Source organism: Atopococcus tabaci DSM 17538 (genome assembly GCF_000429585.1).
In the GTDB taxonomy this organism is placed as follows: domain Bacteria; phylum Bacillota; class Bacilli; order Lactobacillales; family Carnobacteriaceae_A; genus Atopococcus; species Atopococcus tabaci.
The window spans coordinates 23524-43345 of the sequence record NZ_AUCD01000010.1 but is presented as its reverse complement, the minus strand read 5'-3'; the positions used below and the strand labels follow the sequence as shown (position 1 = coordinate 43345).

The window sequence follows — 19822 nt, the reverse complement described above, 5'->3', positions numbered from 1 at the left end:
CTTGAGGAAGTTGAATAGGTTTACGTCCACATTTTTGTTTGTTTTCTTTGTATTCTAGATAAATATCGATCGCTGTTTTACCCGTTTTCAACTTCCTGATTACTCTGTAGACTGCTTCATGACCTCGCTTAAGCTTTTTAGCAATCTCGCGACCACTGAGATTAATGGCAAAGTATTCTTCTATGAATATGAGTTCTGTTTTGGTAAGATGGGTGTACGACATGTATGGTGCACTCTCCTTAGCTTTGGTAGGTTAATTTGAGTGTATCATAACATGTCTTTTTTCTGTCTCGCTTAATTATACAATCCACGAATTTAAAAAGATTGATAAATGCATTTGTAGTAAATATAAAACCACAAAGCGGATCTGCATCATATTCCTTGACTGTGTCTGGATTAGCGCAAATCCAATCTAGCTGGCTTTCATATCCCTTGCTATATTGACCGACTGATAAAGAATTTAAAAATTTATTGGGCTTATATTTGCCATAAAAAACACTGCTTATTTTTGCTAAAAATACTGCAAATCCCGCTAATTTATTCTCAGTTGGTGGCCCACATAAAACTATTTTATCAAGCTCGTAATCGTATTTCTTTAAATAATTTCTAGAAACAAGAGTGCCCATGCTATGACTAAATATTGAAATACTTAACGAAGGATATCTTTCTTTTAAGTATTCTGTCACTTGATAAGCATCGTCAACAATAACAGAGCTGTCCTCTGTATAAAAATATCCTAAGTGAGATGAGTCTTTAACGCTAGCTCCGTGACCTCTATGGTCATGAATCGCACAGACATAACCGTTTTGAGCTAAGTAATTCATAAAATCGTAGTATCTTTCTTTATGTTCTGACATTCCATGAACTAACTGAACAATTCCAATAGGATTAGAGCTTGGCTCTATAATAGCAAGTTCGAGCTCCAGTCCATCTCGCTTAGATTTAATTTTTTTAGTAATCATAATTTCACCTACTATCTAATTACAATATAATTATTAATACACTTCGTTTACGCTCGTGACATCAATACTACACTCTCCACATGCGTGGTTTGAGGAAACATGTCGACGGGTTGGGCTTTGTGGACGGTGTAGCCCCCTTCTGACAGCAAGGCCAGGTCGCGGGCCAAGGTGGATGGATTGCAGCTGACATAGACCATCCGTTTCGGCTGCATCATCAATACGGCATCGATGAACTGGCTATCCAACCCTTTGCGCGGCGGGTCCACAACCAGGACATCGGCTGTTTTGCCGTCTTTCGCCCATTGAACCATGATGTCTTCTGCTGCACCGACCTCAAACGATACGTTGTTCACTTGATTGAGTTCGGCATTCCGTTTGGCATTGTCAATAGCCGGCGCCACGATTTCAATTCCGTGGACGTGTTTGGCTTTTTGTGCCAAGGCAAGCGTAATCGTTCCAATACCACAGTACGCGTCGATGACGGTCTCTTCGCCGGTCAACTCCGCATAGTCCAAGGCCGTTTGGTAGAGTTTCTCCGTTTGTGTGGGATTGATCTGGTAGAACGATTGATGGGAAATTTCAAACGTGAATCCCAACAGCTGGTCACGGTATTTGTCTTCCCCATACAGCACGACGGATTGTCTACCGAGGATGACGTTGGTGCGTTTCGAATTGATGTTTTGAACGATACTTACCGTTTCCGGCAAAGCCTCTTTGATTTCCTCCACAATGGCGTCTTTTCCTGGAATCCCTTCTTTCCGTGTGACTAGGACAATCATCAATTCTCCGGTGTAATACCCGCGCCGGACCACAATATGGCGGATCAGTCCGGTGTGTTCGATTTCGTTGTATGCTGGGATATGGTGGCGGCGCAAAATGTCGCGCACAACGACAATCGCTTCGTCGATTTTCGGGTCTTGAATCAAAAAGTCTTCAAGCGGGACAAGGTCATGGCTTCGTTTACGGAAAAAACCGGTCGTGAGTTTGCCATCTACTTCTTGGACCGGCACCTGAGCTTTGTTTCGGTAACCGTATGGGTGATCCATCCCGATCGTGTCAAACACCGGCACATCCGGAAGTTTGGCAATGCGCTGAAGGACATTTTTCACCTGGTTTTGTTTGAAGGCCAGCTGCGCTTCATACGTCATATGCTGAAGCGGCATCGTTCCAGTATGGGTGTAGGCTTTGTCAGTAATTTTCACTCGGTGCGGGCTCGTTTCTTTGACTTCCAACAAGCGACCAAATCCGAAAGACTTTCCGGTTTTGATGACTTTGAATTCAATGGTTTCTCCGGGAAGCGCTCCTTCGATGAACAATGGGTAGTTGTTGACTTTGGCTACACCCAGTCCTTCGTGCGTCAAGTCCTCCACTTCCGCGGTATAGACTTCATTTTTATTTACTGGATAAGTGCGTTTTTGTTTCGCAGACATCTGCATTCCTCAATTCTATTTGGTTTCTCTGTTTATTGTACCCCATCCTGTGCGGTGAGACCAAATTCTCAGCGGTTTTGATGGCAACTCGTTGCTTTTTTCAGTCTCAGTTGGAATCAATTTGCGTTTTGTTGGCAACTGAATGGCTTTTTTCTTTTGAGTTGCCTCCATTCAGCTTTTTGACGCCAACTCAAGGACATTCCTATCCCGAGTTGACCTCAATAAACATTTTGGCCTTAACTCAATTATTTTCCCACCTCGAGTTGCCGCCATTCCCACGTTTCTTCCCTCAAAAAAAGAAGACCGTCCTCTAAAGGTTCGTGTCTTCTTTTTCGTCTTATTCTTCGTTGTTTGTATTTTGCTGATTTTTTTCCAGCTCTTCCACCTGACGGATAAACGCTTCTTCGCGTTCTTCCGCATCGTCATCGCGCGGATCGATATTGGCTGCCATATTATCTGTGTTGGCTATCATGTCGATGTGCTGTTGGAGATTGATGAATTCCGCAGGCGCATCGCCTCCGTATTCGCCGTCGATGTTGATCATCATTTTCGAACCGTCCATCGTCTGCGCTTTGATGGCGCTGGTTTTGGTGTAAATGATATTTGGACTGTTGACGTGCTTTCCATTGTTCATCAACAAGGTAATCAGCCGCAGCAGTTCGGCAAAGTTGGTTGGTTTTACGATAATCAAGGTAAACTTGCCATCGCCCGGCATCTTGTCCGGCGCAATTTTTTCGAATCCTCCCACTGAATTGGTGAGTGCCACAAAGAACATGGACGCTTTGCCTTCGTAAATCCCGGTGTCGTATTCAATCCGGACAGAAACTGGACGGATTCTCGGAAGCATCTCCGCTCCTTTGACGAAATAAGCCAGGTTTCCAAAAATGGCTTTCTGCTGGGCCGGGACTTCGTAGGTCAATTCGGTCAAATAACCGGCTGCCCCGATGTTGACGAAGAACCGTTCCTCTTCTCCCGTACGCAGTTTCCCGATGTCCATTTTGGCAAATTGATTGCGGTGGATGACCTTGGCCGCTTCCACCAAATCGTTGCGCGGAATATGGAGTGCGCGCGCATAATCGTTGGTCGTTCCCGCTGGCAGGATGGCCATTTGGGGGCGTTTTTCCAATCCGGCGATGCCGTTGACCACTTCGTTGATGGTGCCGTCTCCTCCGGCAGCCACAATCAAATCGAAGCCGGCTTTGGCCGCCCTCTCCGCTTCTTTTTGGGCAGAAAATGGCGTGGGGGTGGTGCTGAAAGTACTGGTTTCGTAGCCAGCTTCTTCATAAACTTGTAAAATATCTGGAATCTGGCGTTTGATCATTTCTCTTCCAGAAACTGGATTGTAAATGATACGAGCACGCTTGTTCATAATCAATGCCTCCTAAAACCACAGTTTCACAATAAATAATCAAAAGAGAAAGCCGGGCGCAAACGAATTGGCATCCCGGCAACCTTCCCTTACTCAGTATCACAATGTACTTGCACCTTAAAAGATGTCTAGCACACAATCCCTGACCCCACCCGAAAAAAGATAAATCAGCCCATTGCGCAGGATGCTCATTCAGGGCATGATTTCCTATTTTTCGTTGGGGTCAAAGCGGGCTTGCTTTGCTTTTCTTTTTTAACGTTTTTTGATTTCTTCCATCAACAGTTTGTTGACCACGCCTGGGTTGGCTTGGCCGCGGGTTTGTTTCATGATTTGACCCACGAGGAAGCCGATGGCGCGATCTTTTCCGTTTCTGAAGTCTTCGATGGACTGTTGGTTGTTGTCCAACACTTCCGTGATCAGCGGCAAGAGTTTGGCTGGATCGCTCAACTGTACCCATCCTTTTTCTTCCACGACTTTTTTAGCGTCGCCGCCGTTTTGAATCAGTTCACGGAATAGTTTCTTCGCGATTTTCGAACTGATGGTGCCGTCTTCGATCAAGTTGATCATCGCTGCCAAGTTTTCCGGCGTCAACTGAGTGTCTTCCAACTCGACTTTTTCACTGTTCAAGTAGGCCGAAACCTCACCCATCAACCAGTTGGAAGCTTGTTTGGCGTCTGCTCCGTTTTGGACGGTCGCTTCAAAGAAATCAGACATGGTCTTGGTCAGTGTCAGGACTTCCGCATCGTACTCAGGAATACCGAGCTCTTTGACGTAACGGGCACGTCGTTCTTTCGGCATTTCTGGAATGGATTGACGGACGTTTTCCAGCCATTCATCACTGATGACGAGGGGTGGGATGTCCGGTTCTGGGAAGTAACGGTAATCACTGGATCCTTCTTTTGTACGCATCAAGATGGTTTCACCGGTGGATTCATCGTACCGGCGGGTTTCTTGTTCGATGCGGCCTCCTGCCATCAACACTTTTTCTTGACGAATTTGTTCATGCTGCAGGCCTTTACGGACATAGTTCAACGAGTTCAAGTTTTTCAACTCAGTTTTTGTTCCAAACTCCTCTTGCCCAAATGGACGAAGAGAGATGTTCGCATCACAGCGCATGGACCCTTCTTCCATCTTCACATCGGATACACCGGTGAAGAGGATGACTTGGCGCAACGCGTCCAAATAAGCGTAGGCTTCTTCCGGCGAGCTCATGTCGGCTTCCGAAACGATCTCAATCAACGGCGTGCCTTGACGGTTCAAGTCGACGTAAGAGTACCCGTCTGTTCCATGGATGTTTTTCCCGGCGTCTTCTTCCAAGTGAACCCGTTCGATACGGATTCTCTTCGTTTTGCCGTCCACTTCGATATCAATCCATCCGTTGGTTCCAAGCGGGCGGTCAAATTGGGAGATTTGGTATGCTTTCGGGTTATCCGGGTAGAAATAGTTTTTACGGTCAAATTTTGTCTCTTGTGTGATTTCACAGTTCAAAGCCAATGCCGCGCGCATGCCGAACTCCACTGCGCGTTTGTTCACTACAGGCAAAACGCCCGGGTATCCCCAGTCAATGACGTTTGTGTTCGTGTTCGGTTCTGCTCCGTAATGGGCAGGTGCCGGGGAAAACATTTTGGAGTCGGTTTTTAATTCGACGTGGACTTCTAATCCGATGACTGTCTCAAAGTTCATTTTGCTTCCCCTCCATTCAAGTCTGCTTTTTGTTTGTGGTGATCGGTTGCTTGTTCAAAAGCGTACGCTGCACGGTAAAGTGTCTTTTCATCGAAATGTTTGCCGATTAACTGCATTCCTACAGGCAAGCCGTTCGAGAAGCCACAAGGAACCGATAATGCTGGTACACCCGCCAAGTTGACCGATACCGTCATCAAGTCAGCCAAGTACATCGCTAGAGGGTCTTCGATTCTTCCACCGATGTTGAACGCTGTAGTGGTGGTAACCGGCGCTAAAATCATGTCGTAGTTTTCGAATACTTTTTCGAAGTCTTGACGGATCAAGGTACGAACTTGGGCCGCTTTGACAAAGTGTTCGTCGATGAATCCTGAACTCAAAGAGTACGTTCCAAGCATGATTCGACGCTTGACCTCATCCCCGAATCCTTCCGAACGGGTTTTGACATACAATTCTTCCAGTGTTTTGGCATCTTCTGCACGGTAACCGTAACGGATGCCGTCAAAACGCTGCAAGTTGCTGGCAGCTTCCGCGGACGCCAAGATATAGTAAGACGCAATCGCGTAGTCGGAATGCGGCAGGCTCACTTGTTCGACAATTGCACCCATTTCACGGTATTTAGCAATGGCTGCGCGTACGGCCTTGACGATACCTGGGTCAATCACGTCTTCATTCACGTATTCTTTCGGGAATCCGATGCGCAGGCCTTTGACACTCTCACCGATGCCTTCTGTAAAGTCGGGTGCTTCCCCTGGATGAGTAGTGGAATCTTTTTCGTCTTCTCCGCTGATGGCATTCAATACCAATGCGTTGTCTTTAACGGTGCGGGTGATGGGCCCGATTTGGTCCAAACTGGATCCAAACGCAATCAAGCCATAGCGGGATACACGACCGTATGTAGGCTTCATTCCTACCAAACCGGTATATGCTGCTGGCTGGCGGATGGAGCCTCCTGTGTCGGTTCCCAAAGAAACAGGCACTTGTCCGGCAGCAACGGCTGCAGCGGAACCGCCTGAAGAACCTCCTGGAACTTTGTTCAAGTCCCACGGGTTGCGTGTGATTTTGAAAGCGGAGTTCTCGGTACTTCCTCCCATGGCAAATTCATCCATGTTCAATTTTCCAACCGAAATCATCCCGGCTGCTTCCAATTTGTCCATAACGGTCGCATTGTAAATTGGCACGAAATCTTCCAACATTTTGCTGGCAGCCGTTGTCAGGACGCCTTTGGTGACAATGTTGTCTTTAATCCCGATTGGAAGACCGGACAAGACATTGTTTTCGTCAATGCCTTCTTTATCCATTTGACGGGCTTTTTCCATTGCTTCTTCTTTTGTGACCGTCAAAAAGGCGCCGACTTGTTCGTCGGTTTCTTCAATACGGCGGAACACTTCTTCCATGATTTGCTCAGAAGTGGTTTCTTTGTTCACCAACATCTGATGCAGTTCTTCTAATGTATGATCCAATAGACTCATTATGCTCCTGCCTCCCCGTTGTCTATCATTGCTGGTACTTTAATAAAGCCTTCTTCCGTTTCTTTCACGTTTGAGAACAATTCGTCACGGTCTGTGCCTTCTTCTGCTTTATCTTCCCGCATGACACTGTCCAATACAATGCCGTGGTACGTACCTGGAACGTTTTTGGTGTTGACCTGTTCCAGTTTCTCCACCATCTCCACAATGTTTTCGAGTTCATCTGCAAATACAGGCAGCTCTTTGTCTTCAAATTCCAACTTCGCCAGTCTGGCGATTTCTCTTACTTGTTCTTCCGTAATTCCCGTACTCATCGACTACCGACTCCTTTTCTGTTAATGCCCCGCTTCAATCGATTCGGGGTCATGCGGGCTCGTTCCGCTTTTAGTTGTATCTAGCTTCTCGTTCCGTTTTTAGTTAAATATGTGTCCTCTGAATTCATTGGATCCGGTCTCCCGGAACAAGAAGGCTTCCACCCCATCGATGGAATCAATGGTGATTTCAATCGGAATGTTCATAGGCAGATAAGTTTCTGCCGCATCATTGACGAACTGGGTAAAGGCAATCATTTCCCCTTCGCCATAAAACTGGGTGGTGATGTTGATGCTCATATCGATCAACTGGTCATCGACATACGATGCGATGCCCACCACGCCGCTTAAGTTCGGGAAGAAGCTTTCCACTTCTGATTTGAAGTTGGCGAAACTGTTCCCTTCATTGGATTCTGTTCCGGCAAGCGGGAAGACAGCTTTTCGATGATTCAGCTGGGTCCACCCGTTCACTGAATCAGCCCCGGATGGTGCGCTGCTTTCAGCGATGTACACCCCGCCGGCTAAGTCGTCGCTGGGGGACTGCTCAAAAATTCCAACCACAATCGGCACATCTGGAATTTCTTCCATGCTGCGCATCCTGGAAACAATTTCATCTGCCATCCGCTGGCCTTGTTCCAACAACTCTTTTCTGGAAATTTCCGATTCAGAAATTGATCCGAATTGCTCTTTCCGGTAATAATCAATTTTATTCATTCCGAGTCCGATGCTGATGCCGGCCAATTCCAATCCTTCATCTGTCTGAACGTAGTAGTCCTGTTCCAACAATGTCTGCAGGTAAATCGGATTCCGTTCATCTTCTTCCACTTTGCCGTTGTCTTCAGGGTTCAATCCTTCCGGGTAATTCTCGCTCTCCCGTTGAAGCCAGTGCGTGACTGTACCGGAAGGCAGGAACTGCCCTTCTTGGAAGAAATGATCTTCTGTAGGGAAGTACTTTTGCGACAAGCGCATCAATCCTGTTTCAAAAGATTCCAAATTCACATTGGAATTCAATCGCAACGTGATCCCGCGCGATTGGCTTGGCTGATACGCGCCTTCTGTGATGACCGGACGATAGTACTCGTCGTTGACTTGGCTTTCGACAATATCTTGTTGTTCTCCGTCTGCACTGTTTGTTTCTTCATTTTGCGCGGCGTTTCCCTGAGCCGCCTCTTCTCCCGGGCTTATCCCGCAAGCAGCGGCCAGAAACGTAGACCCCATCAGCAATAGAAGCAACCATCTTTTTTTCATTACTCGATTGTTTCCTCTCTGTTAAGGCTGTTCGTTAATTCGTCTTCGTTCCAAACTGTGACATTGAGTTCCTGTGCTTTTGTCAATTTGCTGCCTGCTTCTTCCCCGGCAATGACCAAATCGGTTTTTTTCGATACACTGCCGGTCACTTTCCCGCCGCGCTGTTCAATCAATTCTTTCAACGCCGGACGGGTGAAGGATTCGAGTTTTCCTGTCAAAACCACTGTTTTTCCATTAAAGATGGAATCCATCTGTTCGGCCTGACTGCGTTTGGGTCCCGTATAGGACATGTTCACGCCTTGAGATGCCAAACGGTCAATCAATTCTTGAGCTTCAGGCAAATCGAAAAACGCAATGACGCTTTCTGCGATAATCTCCCCGATGCCTTCGATGGATTGAATCTCTTCTTGGGTGGCCGCTTTTAATTGGTCCATCGTTTCAAAGCGTTCCGCCAACAAGCGGGCGGCTTTGGCTCCGACATGACGGATCCCGAGGCCAAACAGCAGCCTTTCCAAGGAATTGGTGCGGCTGGCGTCAATCGCACCCAAAAGATTGCGGGCTGATTTGTCCGCAATCTTATCCAATTGAATCATCTGGTCGTAAGTCAAGGCATACAAGTCTGCTGCATTGGATACGAAGCCTTTTTCATACAATTGTTGGATGATTTTTTCGCCCAAGCCGTCGATGTTCATCGCATTGCGTGAAACGAAGTGAATCACTCGTTCCACCGCTTGTGCCGGACACTGCGGGTTCATGCACCGCAGGGCCACTTCTTCTTCCAAGTGGACCAATTCGCTGCCGCACGCCGGGCAGTTTTCCGGAATCGGATAAGGCTCGCTGTCTTCGGAGCGGGCATCGAAATCGACCCGCACCACTTCCGGGATGATGTCTCCCGCTTTGCGCACGATGACGGTATCCAACAGGCGCACATCTTTTTGGCGCAACAAATCTTCGTTGTGCAACGTGGCGCGCTGGACCGTAGTTCCGGCAAGCTGAACCGGATCCATGATGGCCGTCGGTGTCACCACACCGGTTCTCCCCACCGACCACTCAATGTCCCGGACAATCGTACGACCTTCTTCTGCCGGAAACTTGTACGCGATGGCCCAGCGAGGCGCACGGACCGTGTATCCGACTTCTTCTTGGACCGCAAATTCATCCACTTTGATGACAATGCCGTCAATTTCGTACGGCAGGCTGTCCCGTTTTTCTTGATATTCTTCTATGAACGCCCAGACGTCTTCAATGTTGTCGAATGTCCGTCGGTCCGGGTTCACCCGCAGTCCCCACTCGTTCATCGTTTCCAATGCTTCACTTTGACTGGAGACCCCGTAGTTTCCTGCCTGCATCAATGTGTACAAGTAGAAATTCAAGTTCCGTTTGGCTGTGACCGCCGGATCCAAGTTTCTCAGTGTCCCGGCTGCCGCATTCCGCGGATTCGCAAAGACTGCCAAGCCCTCTTCTTCCCTTTCCGCATTCAACGCCAGGAAAGACTCTTTGGGCATGTACACTTCGCCCCGAACTTCCACGGTCAACGGTTCTTTGAGACGCAGCGGAATCGGTTTGATGGTACGGACATTGTTTGTCACGTTTTCTCCCGTCTGCCCGTCTCCGCGTGTAGCTGCTTGGACCAATCGCCCATCTTCATAACGAAGGGACATGGCCAGTCCGTCGATTTTCAGTTCACATGTATACCGGAAAGGAGCGTCCGTCAATCGTTTGATTCGTTGATCAAATGCGTACAACTCTTCTTGATTGAATGCATTGTCAAGGCTCAGCATCGGTGTTTCGTGTGTGACTTTTTCAAAGCCTTCCAAAATTGTACCGCCGACCCGCTGTGTAGGCGAATCGGCGCTGACCAATTCGGGATAGGCTTCTTCCAGCTCGACCAATTCACGGTACAATTGGTCGTATTCGGAATCCGGGATTGTCGGTTGGTCCAGCACGTAGTATTCATGGCTGTACCGGTCCAACAACTCTCTCAACTCTGACACTCTCTGCTTTGCCTCATCGAAGCTCAGTTCAACGCTCATAAAAAAACTCCTTTCCAATCTGGCTATTGAATGGATACAAGAAAACGGTGGTGTGTCCCGTTTTCTCTCTTTCTTTCGTTATTCCGCTTTTTCAATGGGTGCGAATGCAGCCAATAGGCGTTTGATGCCGACGCCAGGAAAGGCAATGTCCAGCTGCATATCCTGCGCTTTGCCTGCAACTTTGACGACTGTGCCGATTCCCCATTTTTTGTGGGACACTTTGTCGCCGGCTTTCCACTCTTCATTCTCCGCCCCGCTTGCGCCGGTTGGTGTATACGGCGTGCTGATCGCTCGTTGCGTTTGGGATTTTTCTTTCTTGTTTGCATAATGACGGAACGGCAAGTTGCGCGCAGACTGACTGTCTTCATACTCCAACACATCATCTGTCATTTCCTCGATGAACCGTGACGGCTGATTGGCTTGCAGACGGCCATACAACGTCCGGGAATACGCATTGGTGATGAACAGTTTGCGTTCTGAACGGGTGATCCCCACATATGCCAGGCGCCGCTCTTCTTCCAGTTCCTCTTCTTCCATCAATGCACGCGACAACGGAAACATGCCTTCTTCCATCCCGATAAGGAATACCACAGGGAATTCCAGTCCTTTGGCAGCATGCAGCGTCATCAGCGTCATTTCACTGGTCGGCTCTTCTTCCACCGAATCCAAATCAGAAATGAGGGCCAAATCTGTCAAGAAGGCCAACAAACTTTGGTCTTCTTGTTCTTCTTTTTCGAATTGAACGGTGACGGACAGGAACTCTTCAATGTTTTCCAAGCGCGTTTCCGCTTCGAGTGTGCGTTCTTTTTTCAAGGCGTCCAAGTACCCCGACCGTTCGAGCATTTCTTCTGTCAATTCGTTCACCGGCAAGTAGTCGGCCATGTGGCGTAAATCGCGAATCATCATCGCAAATTCTTCCAAGGACCGCGCGGCTTTCCCGGAGATATTGATGATGTTGACGTTCAATGCCGCTTCATACAACGACCAGTCCATCTCATCTGCCGCCCGGCTCAACTTCTCAAGTGTCCCCGGGCCGATGCCTCTTTTTGGCGTGTTGACGATCCGGTTGAAACTCAAGTTGTCTGCCGGATTGACAATCAACGTCAAGTACGCCAAGACGTCTTTGATTTCTTTGCGGTCGTAGAACTTGTGTCCGCCGACCATCCGGTAAGGAATGTTCGATTTGACGAGCGTTTCCTCCATCACCCGCGATTGGGCGTTGGTACGGTACAATACCGCAAAATCGCCGTACGTCAAGCTTGGTTCCCGTTGCATCATCTCTTTGAGTTTCGCCACGACATACCGTGCTTCGTCATGCTCGGATTGTGCGCGGTAATAGGAAATGGGTTCTCCTTCGTCGTTGTCGGTCCACAATCTCTTTTCTTTGCGTTTCGAGTTGTTTCTCACCACGTTGTTCGCCGCTTTTAAGATGGTCTTGGTGGACCGGTAGTTTTGTTCCAAGAATATGGTTTCAGCATCCGGGTAATCTTTTTCGAAATTCAAGATATTCTCCATGTCTGCTCCGCGCCAACCGTAAATGCTTTGGTCGGCGTCTCCCACCACACACAAGTTGCGCAAGCGCTGTGCCAAAAGGGTCACCAGTTTGTACTGAGCATGGTTGGTATCTTGGTACTCGTCCACGTGGATATACTGAAATTTTGTTTGGTAGTAGTTCAATGTTTCCGGGTGTTCCTCAAACAAGCGCACCGTCAGCATAATCAAGTCATCAAAGTCGACACTTTCGCTGCGGCGCAGTTCTCGTTGGTATTCATTGTAGCACTGAGACACAATCTTTTGGAAGTACGAACCCGCTTGGCTTTCGTACTCTTTTTCGTCCATCAATTCGTTTTTGGCGTTGCTGATTTCTCCTAAAATAGCCCGAGGGTTGTATTTTTTTGGATCAATATTCAATTTTTTCAAAATGCGTTTCATCAATGTTTGCTGTTCACCAGGATCACTGATTGTGAACGAACGGTTGTATCCGATCTGGTCAATGTCCCGGCGGAGGATGCGTACACACATCGAGTGGAAGGTCGATACCCATACATCTTGGCCGCCATTTTCCACCAAGTTCGTCACCCGGCTTTTCATCTCATTCGCCGCTTTGTTGGTGAATGTGATGGCCAAAATGTTCCATGGGTTGACCCCTTTTTCTTCTATCAGATATGCAATCCGATGCGTCAAGACGCGCGTCTTCCCACTTCCGGCACCTGCCATGATAAGCAGCGGACCTTCTGTGTGGGTGACGGCTTCTTTTTGTTTCGGGTTCATTCCATTTACAATATCGTTTCGCAGTACCACTTTTTTCATCCTTTCCGCCTATCTCACATTGCTTCATTATACCGAAAAACGGTGTCTCTTTCCACATCAGAATCAGACTTCTTCCAAACGAACAAAACTCTGTCACTTTCCATGCGGTTGGACGTATCAACTTCAAGAAACAACTGGTTTTCCCTGCATCCTCCGGTCTCCGAAATCGCAAATGGAGCACCGGCGCCTCAGCACCGGTGCTCCATTTTTCAGCGAGTTTTGTTGTGTCCATGCAAACAGGCGTCTTACGCTCCTTGAATGACGTTCAATACCAATTGGTTTAATAAAATCCGAATTTCCCGGCGTGCGTAAGGGTAATTTTGTTCTTCTATGTAGTCAGTCAATTTCTTGAGGTGGGCAACTTTGTCTTCTCGGCTTTCAGACAAAATCTTTTCGATATAGCCTTTTTGAGTATTGACAAATCGAATCGTTCCCACAATCATGCTTTTGCTGTATGTATTTTTTTCTTCTTGAAGCAAGGCATCCCAATAGTTGAACTCTCCTTCTAAAAAATGTTCATGTTTGCCTTGCGCTTCCTGTTCCATGCGCTCCAATGACTCTTTTAACTCGTCCATTTCCAACGCTTTTTCTTCCACTTGCAGCTTGTGAAGATAATGATTGATCATCAGCTCCAAAAACTCCGTCAAATCTTGGAAAGCTTTTTGAGACAAGTCGGGACGTCTCACGCGGATTCCCCGATGCGGTTCTTTCACCACGAAGCCTTCTTCTTCCAGTCGCAGGAAAGCTTTGCGTACCGGTGTTCGACTGATTTCCAATGCATTGGCGACATCTTGTTCACGGATATGAGCATCCGGAAGCCATTCTTGAGTGACAATCTTTCCTTTAATATACTGATACGCCGTTTCTTCCGACTTTTTCGGTTTCATGTATCGCTCCCCCTTTTCTGACATAAATTTCACTGCCTCCTCCGTAATACCATTATGCAGTGATATTAACCTCCAAGAAATTGACAACAACTCAATTAAATTATTGATTTGAATACATACGTACCAGTTTCGTTACTCTACATGAAAGCAAGCCCGTTAAGGTACCGGTTCCGACAGAGGGTTGCGCGGCACTCTGCATCATGATCATCAGACCAAGCAATGCCACTCCCGCACACACTGTTTTCCGCACTGTCCGTTTCTCTTGCAAGATTATCGGGGCCACAAACATCACCAGCACCGGAGCCATATAATAACTGATTGTGGCGTTTGCCATAGTGGTGTGTTTGTAGGCTTCGAACAAAAACACCCAATTCAGCCCCAAGGCTACTCCCGTAAAAAGCAACGGGCGGAAATTGCGTTTGAGATCTGAGGCTGAAACAGTCGTTTGTTGAAGCAAGCCGGTGATAAGCAAAAACAAGCTGCCCAAAACCGCCCGATAAAAAGCAATTTCGCTGGAAGACAAGGGAATCCAACGGACGAACAATCCGATTGATCCGAAAATCACCATCGCGACAATTGCTTTTGTTTCTGCTTTCCGCATACACATTCCCTTCTTTCATCCAACGATGTAATCTATCTTGGGCGGGTTATCGTTCATCCCATAAATTAATATCAGATAAGACATCCAATGTGGAGGGCAAATTTTCCGTGGGGATTGTCACGTACCCTGCAGGTTCATCCGGTTGGTTGTGCCCATGGAAGGCAAACTTCCACTCGGGTTTCAGTTGAATTTGTTTATTGATTTTAGAGAAATGTTCTGAATAGAACGGCATCATCACTGTTTGGGTGTTGGCTTTGGTGTCAGGCAACGGCCATCCGCAGACAGCACGGATATGGGCTTCGTATTGGGAAAGGTTCAGCGTACTTTCAGTATAATCCGCTGAAGGATGAGGTGAAGGGAGGATTCCATTGACGTACAATGTACCCGTTGATGTGACGAACAGCTCCACCGAAAATACGCCTTGGAAAAGTGTTTGTTCTGCAAATGTGGTCACAATCCGTTCAACTTCCTCTGCAACTTCTGGTTGAATGCGGGCCGGTGTGAAAGACTGATACAATCTGCTTCTTTTGTATACCGTTTCTGAAAGGGCCAACTGAATGACTTTGCCGTTGATGTCTTTTGCCCCTACGGCACACAGTTCCCGCTCAAAAGGAATCCAGGCTTCCAAGACACACGTTCCTCTTTTCAAAAGCGCATCACTTTTCTCAATGTCACTCTCGTCTTGTAAGACGAGGGGCCGGATAGTTTTGTCGTCGGCTTGGTTCGGTTTCAATACACATGGAAAACCGATGCCGGAGATGGCTTCTTTGATATCCTCTTTTGTCACAATCGTCGCAAAGGGCGCAATGTTGATGCTCAAAGATTCCAAGTACGCTTTTTGGAGCGTCCGGTCTTGAGCCACAGACAGCAGTTGTTCTCCTTGAGGAACCACCACTGTCCGTTGAACCCGTTCAATGACATCGGCATAAGCCTCCTCAGATTCGTATACAACTGCATCACATTTAAAGGCAAGCTCCATAACCGCTTTTTCATCCAAATATTCTGCTTGAATCATCCATTCTGCCAGCTCTGCAGCCGGACAGTCTTGCCGTGGATCGAGAATCGCTATGTGGTATCCCAATTTTCTGGCTGCAACCGCCATCTGACGGGCAATCTTCCCACCGCCAATGATGCCGATTGTTTTTCCAGGTGTAATCCATTCAGACATGACGTCCCCTCACTTTTTAGACATTTTCATTCATTTGTTCCATTTGCTTGATTCGTTTGCGCCTTTTTCTGACCTGCTTGGTCCAGAAACCGCCGCTGATATATTTCGGTTCATAGGAAATCACAAACGCTTTTGGTTCAATTTGACGGATTTCCTCATACAGCTGCCGTTCATTCTTGCGCGGTGTCAAGATTTCCAATACTTCGCGGCCGCCTTCCCGGCCGTTCGCCGGGCTGGCTGTGACGCCGTACCCACGTGCCCGCAGCTCTTTCGGAACATTCTTTTCCATACTGGTTGCAGGAACGATGGCTGTCACAAGGATATAGCCCAACGCCAGTTTGTCTTCCATCTTCATCCCGGCAAAAATTCCCACTCCAAATCCAAGTGCGTAAGCCACAATATTCCAAATGTTATCCAAACGGTCCAACACCAGTCCCAATCCTACAACATAAATGGTGATTTCAATCATGGCCAGAAACGGTGCGACAAGTTGATAGCCTTTCATGGTGAGCATCATACGAATGGTGTTGAGCGTGACGTATACAACGTTGATTGAAAAAATAGTAAATAACATCAGCCAGTCTACTTGCACAGACAGCAACTCCTTTTTGGTGTGCGAATGATTCTTATAGTATCGGTTGTTAATGGAAGCCTATGACTATTCAGTTACGATGCACTTGCCTGCAGTGACTCCTCTTCCTTAGTTTAAAGGGGAAGGCCGAGACACTAAACTACTGTCTCAGCCATCCCGTTTGTCGTTGTTGCTTTTTATAAACGTTGGTGTTATCTGCCGGTTTCTGAGTCAGATAGATCCGTTTCTTCCTCTTCAGGTTTCACTTCCACAATCAGGCTCAAAATACGTGTCCCTTCAACAGATTCGACCTGCATCAAGTGGTTTTCCACTTGAATAAATGCATCTTCGTCTTCCGTTGGAATCGTTCCATATTCGGTGATGAAATATCCCGCGATGGTGTCCACATCTTCTGAATGAATCTCTGTTCCGAAGAAATCATTGAAATCATGGATTGGAGTAGAGCCTTCCACACGGTAGCGGTTCTCACCCAACTGTTCAATCAAGCGGCTGATTTCATCATATTCGTCGTCAATTTCCCCGACGATTTCTTCCAGCAAGTCTTCCAATGTGACAATCCCGACTACGCCGCCGTATTCATCGTTTACAACAGCCATTTGTGTGCGCGTGCGTCTCATTTCATACAACAAATCGTCAATATACATCGTTTCTGGCACAAACACCGGATCATTCATGACTTCTTTGATGTCAATCTCATCCAATGGTTTTTCTTTTGCCGCTTTCAACACGTTCTTCACGTGTACAATCCCAATGATGTTGTCTTTATCTTCTTGGTAAATCGGCACCCTTGAATACTGGATATCCAGCAATTTTATGATGTTGACATCGTTGCCGTCGTCATAGTCCAACATGAACGTATCGGTTCTTGGAACCATGACTTCACGGGCGATTTTATTGTCCAAGGACAAGACACCTTTCAGCATAGAAAATTCCTCAATATCGATGACTTCCTGCTGACGGCTGCGCTCTAAGTACGAACGGAACTCATCACGTGTCATCGTCTCTTCTCTTTGTGAGAAGTCGATCGGAACGATGCGTTTGAGAATGTTGGTTGATCCGGACAAAAGCCAGACAAAGGGTTTGGCAATTGTTTGAACTACTTTGATGGTGCCAGCAGTTCCTTTGGCAACTTTTTCTGGCATCTGTAACGCAACAGCTTTTGGAAAGAGTTCGCCAAACACGAGTGTGATATACGAGATAATGATGGTGACGATAACGACTGCCAGCGAACTGGCACCTGGAAAATTCCCTAGCACAGGCGTCAGCCGGTCCGCAATCGTTGTGGCTGCGGAAGCACTGTTCAAGAATCCAGCCAATGTGATGGCCACTTGGATGGTGGACAGGAAATTGTCCGCGTCTCCAAGTAAGTCCAATACCTTGGTGGCTCTATGGTTTCCCTGCAAGGATTCTTCCTTCATTTTCGTCTGGTTCAATGAAACAAATGCCATCTCGGCTGCTGCAAAAAAAGCATTCACAAATGTTAGTAGTACAATGAGAATAATTTGCCCTGTTAAGGGCGACGTACTCCCGGGGTCTGCGTTCATCTATTTATCTTCTCCTTTGATTATTCATGTGAGTTTTTTCTTAATTTTTATTGAAACTATATCATATTTAGTTTGGTTTCACAATATTAGGGAAATCATGTTACCATATACGCTTCCATTTGTCTAACGCCTGTTTTTTTATTCTTGTCCCAATGTCTGTTCCAAGACCGGACGGAATGCCTCCACCACTTCGCTTCCGCCGCGGTCTTCCATCATCACCAATGAGAGGAAGCTGTTTCCTTGCGGGTCAAAGACGAGAAACGATCCGTTGTTTTTCGTGCCGTCTTCCGTTTCCTGCGCCTCAGCGGTCCCGGTTTTGGCCGCTAACATCTGCGGCAAGTCATTCAGTGCGTGGGCGGTGCCGTTCGGGCTTTCCACCACTTGTATCAACATCTCTTTCACTGTTTCGGCTGTTTCCGGTTCAATCGGCTGGGACGTTCCAGCAGGTTCTGCCTGCAGTTCCAGTTTCGGCAGGACCAAGTCTCCTCCATTGGCGAACGGACTGTAAAAGATTGCCTGGTGGAGCGGGCTCATCAAGAGTTCGCCTTGTCCAAAAGCCGTATCCGCCAGCAGCATTTCAGAATCAAATTCGCCGCTGTTCGTGATTTGGGCCGGATTCATGCTGATCGGTAGGTCAAACGTTTCCCCGAACGGGAATTTTTGCAGTCCTTCCATAAAGGTTTCCGGCCCCATTTCCAAGGCTTCCTGGGCAAAAAAGATGTTGTCGGAATACACCAAGGCGTCTTCCAATGTCACCTCTGTCGGAACCGGGCTGACTCTCGTGACTTTATAGTTTCCCCATGAAGCATCTTTCTGCCATGTCAAACCGGTAATTGGATGGCTCTCATCCAATGTGGTTGCGCCGCTCTCCAATCCGATGGCCGCCGTGAGCACTTTGAACGTCGAAGCCGGTGCGAACCGAGCCGTATAGCGCGGTAGAAACGGGGTGTTTTCGTCTTCCGCATACGCCTGGTAGTCTTCCTGGCTGATGCCGCGTGTCATTTGAGTGGGATTATACGACGGCGAACTAGCCAGAACCAATAATTCTCCGGTCGCCGGTTCCGTCACTACCGCCGCCCCGCTTTGACCGTCGAAGCCGTTGAAATACGTTTGCTGCAAGGAGGCATCGATGGTGAGGGTGATGTCTTCCCCATTTTCCACCGGTGCTTCTTGGAGCACCTTTTTCACGTCTCCTTCGCTTGTTTCAATGCTGATTTGACCGCCTTTTCCGCCGCGCAGCCGCTCGTCAAAGGTGGCTTCCAATCCAGATTTCCCGATAATGTCTCCAGGTTGAAGCGTCGGGTCGGCTTCAATGTTTTCCGCAGAAACTTCTCCGACATACCCAATCAACTGGGCAGCCGCTTCCCCGAGCGGATACGTGCGGGCCGTGGTTTGCTGATAGAGAACGCCCGGAACTTCTTCGGTCTCCCCTTCTTCCACAATCGCGAACGGCACAAAGCTCTCTTCGGTGACCCATCCAGCCGACAACAAACTTTCCAGCCTTTCCGTCGTGGTTTCGAATGCCTCCGCAACGGTTTGAAGATTGTCTTCGCGTTCTTCTCCTTCTCCGAGAGCTGCCGGGTACAACCCGGCCTGCCATGCCAATCCTTCTCCAGCCAGTATCTCTCCGTTGCGGTCAAGGATGTCCCCTCTTTCCCCGGATTCCATGCGGATCCGCACAGTGTCACCGGGTTCCATTTCCGGGAAGATCAATTCGGGGGACCAGTCCACACGGAAGCCTTCTTCGGTTTCTTGGAGAACTGCTTCATACGCCTGTGGCTCAAGTTCTCCCAACGAAGTGGTCATATGTAACTCATAAGTCAATGAAAATTGTTCGCTCTCTTCGTCCTCCATCACTTTCACATTTTCTACCGTGATGTCCGCTGCGCCGATTCCTCCGTAAATCGTTTCATATCGTTCAACTACTTCTTCTGCGGTGTAGTCGATTGTTTCCAATGACTCCGGAGAAACAAGAGCGGAAAGCTGGCTGTATTCTTGATTTTCCAACGCGTCCACAAAACTGTGTCCTGTGTCGTTGGCCTGTTCATTCCGTTGTTGCTCATTCCAGTATGTGTAGCCGATGGCGCCGGCACCGATCAGAGCGACGGCCGCCACCGGGAGACCGATTTTCAACCATTTTTTATTGTCTTTCCAGTTTGTAGAACGTGGTCCGTTGTTTTGCACACGCGTATCCTCCATCTGATTGGCTGCTCCAATA

The 19822-nt window shown here is 47.8% G+C and carries 15 protein-coding genes and 1 pseudogene; all 16 read right to left on the bottom strand.

What is annotated here, in order from left to right; genetic code table 11:
* Positions 1-223: pseudogene (locus tag G470_RS0102950) on the bottom strand (IS30 family transposase); the annotation flags it as partial.
* Between the two features lie 16 nt (positions 224-239).
* The gene (locus G470_RS12535) at positions 240-962 is read right to left on the bottom strand and encodes an alpha/beta fold hydrolase (RefSeq protein ID WP_205617873.1); all 723 of its coding nucleotides are present in this window, start codon (positions 960-962) and stop codon (positions 240-242) included.
* A gap of 47 nt (positions 963-1009) precedes the next feature.
* Positions 1010-2392: a 23S rRNA (uracil(1939)-C(5))-methyltransferase RlmD gene (gene rlmD / locus G470_RS0102940; RefSeq protein WP_156907917.1), complete on the bottom strand. Its 1383-nt coding sequence runs from the start codon at positions 2390-2392 to the stop codon at positions 1010-1012.
* Positions 2393-2729: 337 nt separating this feature from the next.
* Entirely contained in the window at positions 2730-3761 is a 1032-nt protein-coding gene (locus G470_RS0102930) for a diacylglycerol kinase (protein ID WP_028273524.1), read from the bottom strand.
* A gap of 252 nt (positions 3762-4013) precedes the next feature.
* On the bottom strand, positions 4014-5444 hold the full coding sequence (gatB, locus tag G470_RS0102925) for an Asp-tRNA(Asn)/Glu-tRNA(Gln) amidotransferase subunit GatB (protein ID WP_028273523.1): 1431 nt from the start codon (positions 5442-5444) through the stop codon (positions 4014-4016).
* On the bottom strand, positions 5441-6916 hold the full coding sequence (gatA, locus tag G470_RS0102920; RefSeq protein ID WP_205617875.1) for an Asp-tRNA(Asn)/Glu-tRNA(Gln) amidotransferase subunit GatA: 1476 nt from the start codon (positions 6914-6916) through the stop codon (positions 5441-5443). Before gatA ends, gatB begins: the two co-directional genes overlap by 4 nt.
* Positions 6913-7224: an Asp-tRNA(Asn)/Glu-tRNA(Gln) amidotransferase subunit GatC gene (gene gatC / locus G470_RS0102915; RefSeq protein WP_028273521.1), complete on the bottom strand. Its 312-nt coding sequence runs from the start codon at positions 7222-7224 to the stop codon at positions 6913-6915. The genes gatA and gatC overlap by 4 nt, the downstream gene beginning before the upstream one ends.
* A 99-nt stretch (positions 7225-7323) precedes the next feature.
* Positions 7324-8469, bottom strand: a complete 1146-nt coding sequence (locus G470_RS0102910) for a CamS family sex pheromone protein (RefSeq protein ID WP_028273520.1) — start codon at positions 8467-8469, stop codon at positions 7324-7326.
* The gene (gene ligA, locus G470_RS0102905; RefSeq protein ID WP_035444945.1) at positions 8469-10502 is read right to left on the bottom strand and encodes an NAD-dependent DNA ligase LigA; all 2034 of its coding nucleotides are present in this window, start codon (positions 10500-10502) and stop codon (positions 8469-8471) included. The genes G470_RS0102910 and ligA overlap by 1 nt, the downstream gene beginning before the upstream one ends.
* A 78-nt stretch (positions 10503-10580) precedes the next feature.
* Positions 10581-12803, bottom strand: a complete 2223-nt coding sequence (gene pcrA, locus G470_RS0102900) for a DNA helicase PcrA (protein ID WP_028273518.1) — start codon at positions 12801-12803, stop codon at positions 10581-10583.
* A gap of 254 nt (positions 12804-13057) precedes the next feature.
* Positions 13058-13699, bottom strand: coding sequence for a GntR family transcriptional regulator (locus G470_RS0102890; RefSeq protein ID WP_035444958.1), 642 nt, complete (start codon positions 13697-13699; stop codon positions 13058-13060).
* Between the two features lie 100 nt (positions 13700-13799).
* The gene (locus tag G470_RS12530) at positions 13800-14300 is read right to left on the bottom strand and encodes a DMT family transporter (protein ID WP_051258386.1); all 501 of its coding nucleotides are present in this window, start codon (positions 14298-14300) and stop codon (positions 13800-13802) included.
* A 46-nt stretch (positions 14301-14346) separates the two neighbouring features.
* Positions 14347-15468, bottom strand: coding sequence for an ATP-grasp domain-containing protein (locus tag G470_RS0102880; protein ID WP_028273516.1), 1122 nt, complete (start codon positions 15466-15468; stop codon positions 14347-14349).
* A gap of 16 nt (positions 15469-15484) precedes the next feature.
* The gene (locus G470_RS0102875; RefSeq protein ID WP_028273515.1) at positions 15485-16060 is read right to left on the bottom strand and encodes a DUF2179 domain-containing protein; all 576 of its coding nucleotides are present in this window, start codon (positions 16058-16060) and stop codon (positions 15485-15487) included.
* 191 nt (positions 16061-16251) lie between these two features.
* Positions 16252-17604 (bottom strand): hemolysin family protein, encoded by a 1353-nt coding sequence (locus G470_RS0102870; RefSeq protein WP_028273514.1) that lies wholly within the window; start codon positions 17602-17604, stop codon positions 16252-16254.
* A 138-nt stretch (positions 17605-17742) separates the two neighbouring features.
* On the bottom strand, positions 17743-19803 hold the full coding sequence (pbp4, locus tag G470_RS12525; RefSeq protein WP_051258385.1) for a penicillin-binding protein PBP4(5): 2061 nt from the start codon (positions 19801-19803) through the stop codon (positions 17743-17745).
* Positions 19804-19822 lie beyond the last annotated feature (19 nt).

Excerpts from the sequence above, each read along its gene's own strand:
- G470_RS12535 (WP_205617873.1), bottom strand. The coding sequence starts at position 962 with ATGATTACTAAAAAAATTAAATCTAAGCGAGATGGACTGGAGCTCGAA.
- rlmD (WP_156907917.1), bottom strand. The coding sequence starts at position 2,392 with ATGTCTGCGAAACAAAAACGCACTTATCCAGTAAATAAAAATGAAGTC.
- G470_RS0102930 (WP_028273524.1), bottom strand. The coding sequence starts at position 3,761 with ATGAACAAGCGTGCTCGTATCATTTACAATCCAGTTTCTGGAAGAGAA.
- gatB (WP_028273523.1), bottom strand. The coding sequence starts at position 5,444 with ATGAACTTTGAGACAGTCATCGGATTAGAAGTCCACGTCGAATTAAAA.
- gatC (WP_028273521.1), bottom strand. The coding sequence starts at position 7,224 with ATGAGTACGGGAATTACGGAAGAACAAGTAAGAGAAATCGCCAGACTG.
- G470_RS0102910 (WP_028273520.1), bottom strand. The coding sequence starts at position 8,469 with ATGAAAAAAAGATGGTTGCTTCTATTGCTGATGGGGTCTACGTTTCTG.
- ligA (WP_035444945.1), bottom strand. The coding sequence starts at position 10,502 with ATGAGCGTTGAACTGAGCTTCGATGAGGCAAAGCAGAGAGTGTCAGAG.
- G470_RS0102890 (WP_035444958.1), bottom strand. The coding sequence starts at position 13,699 with ATGAAACCGAAAAAGTCGGAAGAAACGGCGTATCAGTATATTAAAGGA.
- G470_RS12530 (WP_051258386.1), bottom strand. The coding sequence starts at position 14,300 with ATGCGGAAAGCAGAAACAAAAGCAATTGTCGCGATGGTGATTTTCGGA.
- G470_RS0102880 (WP_028273516.1), bottom strand. The coding sequence starts at position 15,468 with ATGTCTGAATGGATTACACCTGGAAAAACAATCGGCATCATTGGCGGT.
- G470_RS0102870 (WP_028273514.1), bottom strand. The coding sequence starts at position 17,604 with ATGAACGCAGACCCCGGGAGTACGTCGCCCTTAACAGGGCAAATTATT.
- pbp4 (WP_051258385.1), bottom strand. The coding sequence starts at position 19,803 with ATGGAGGATACGCGTGTGCAAAACAACGGACCACGTTCTACAAACTGG.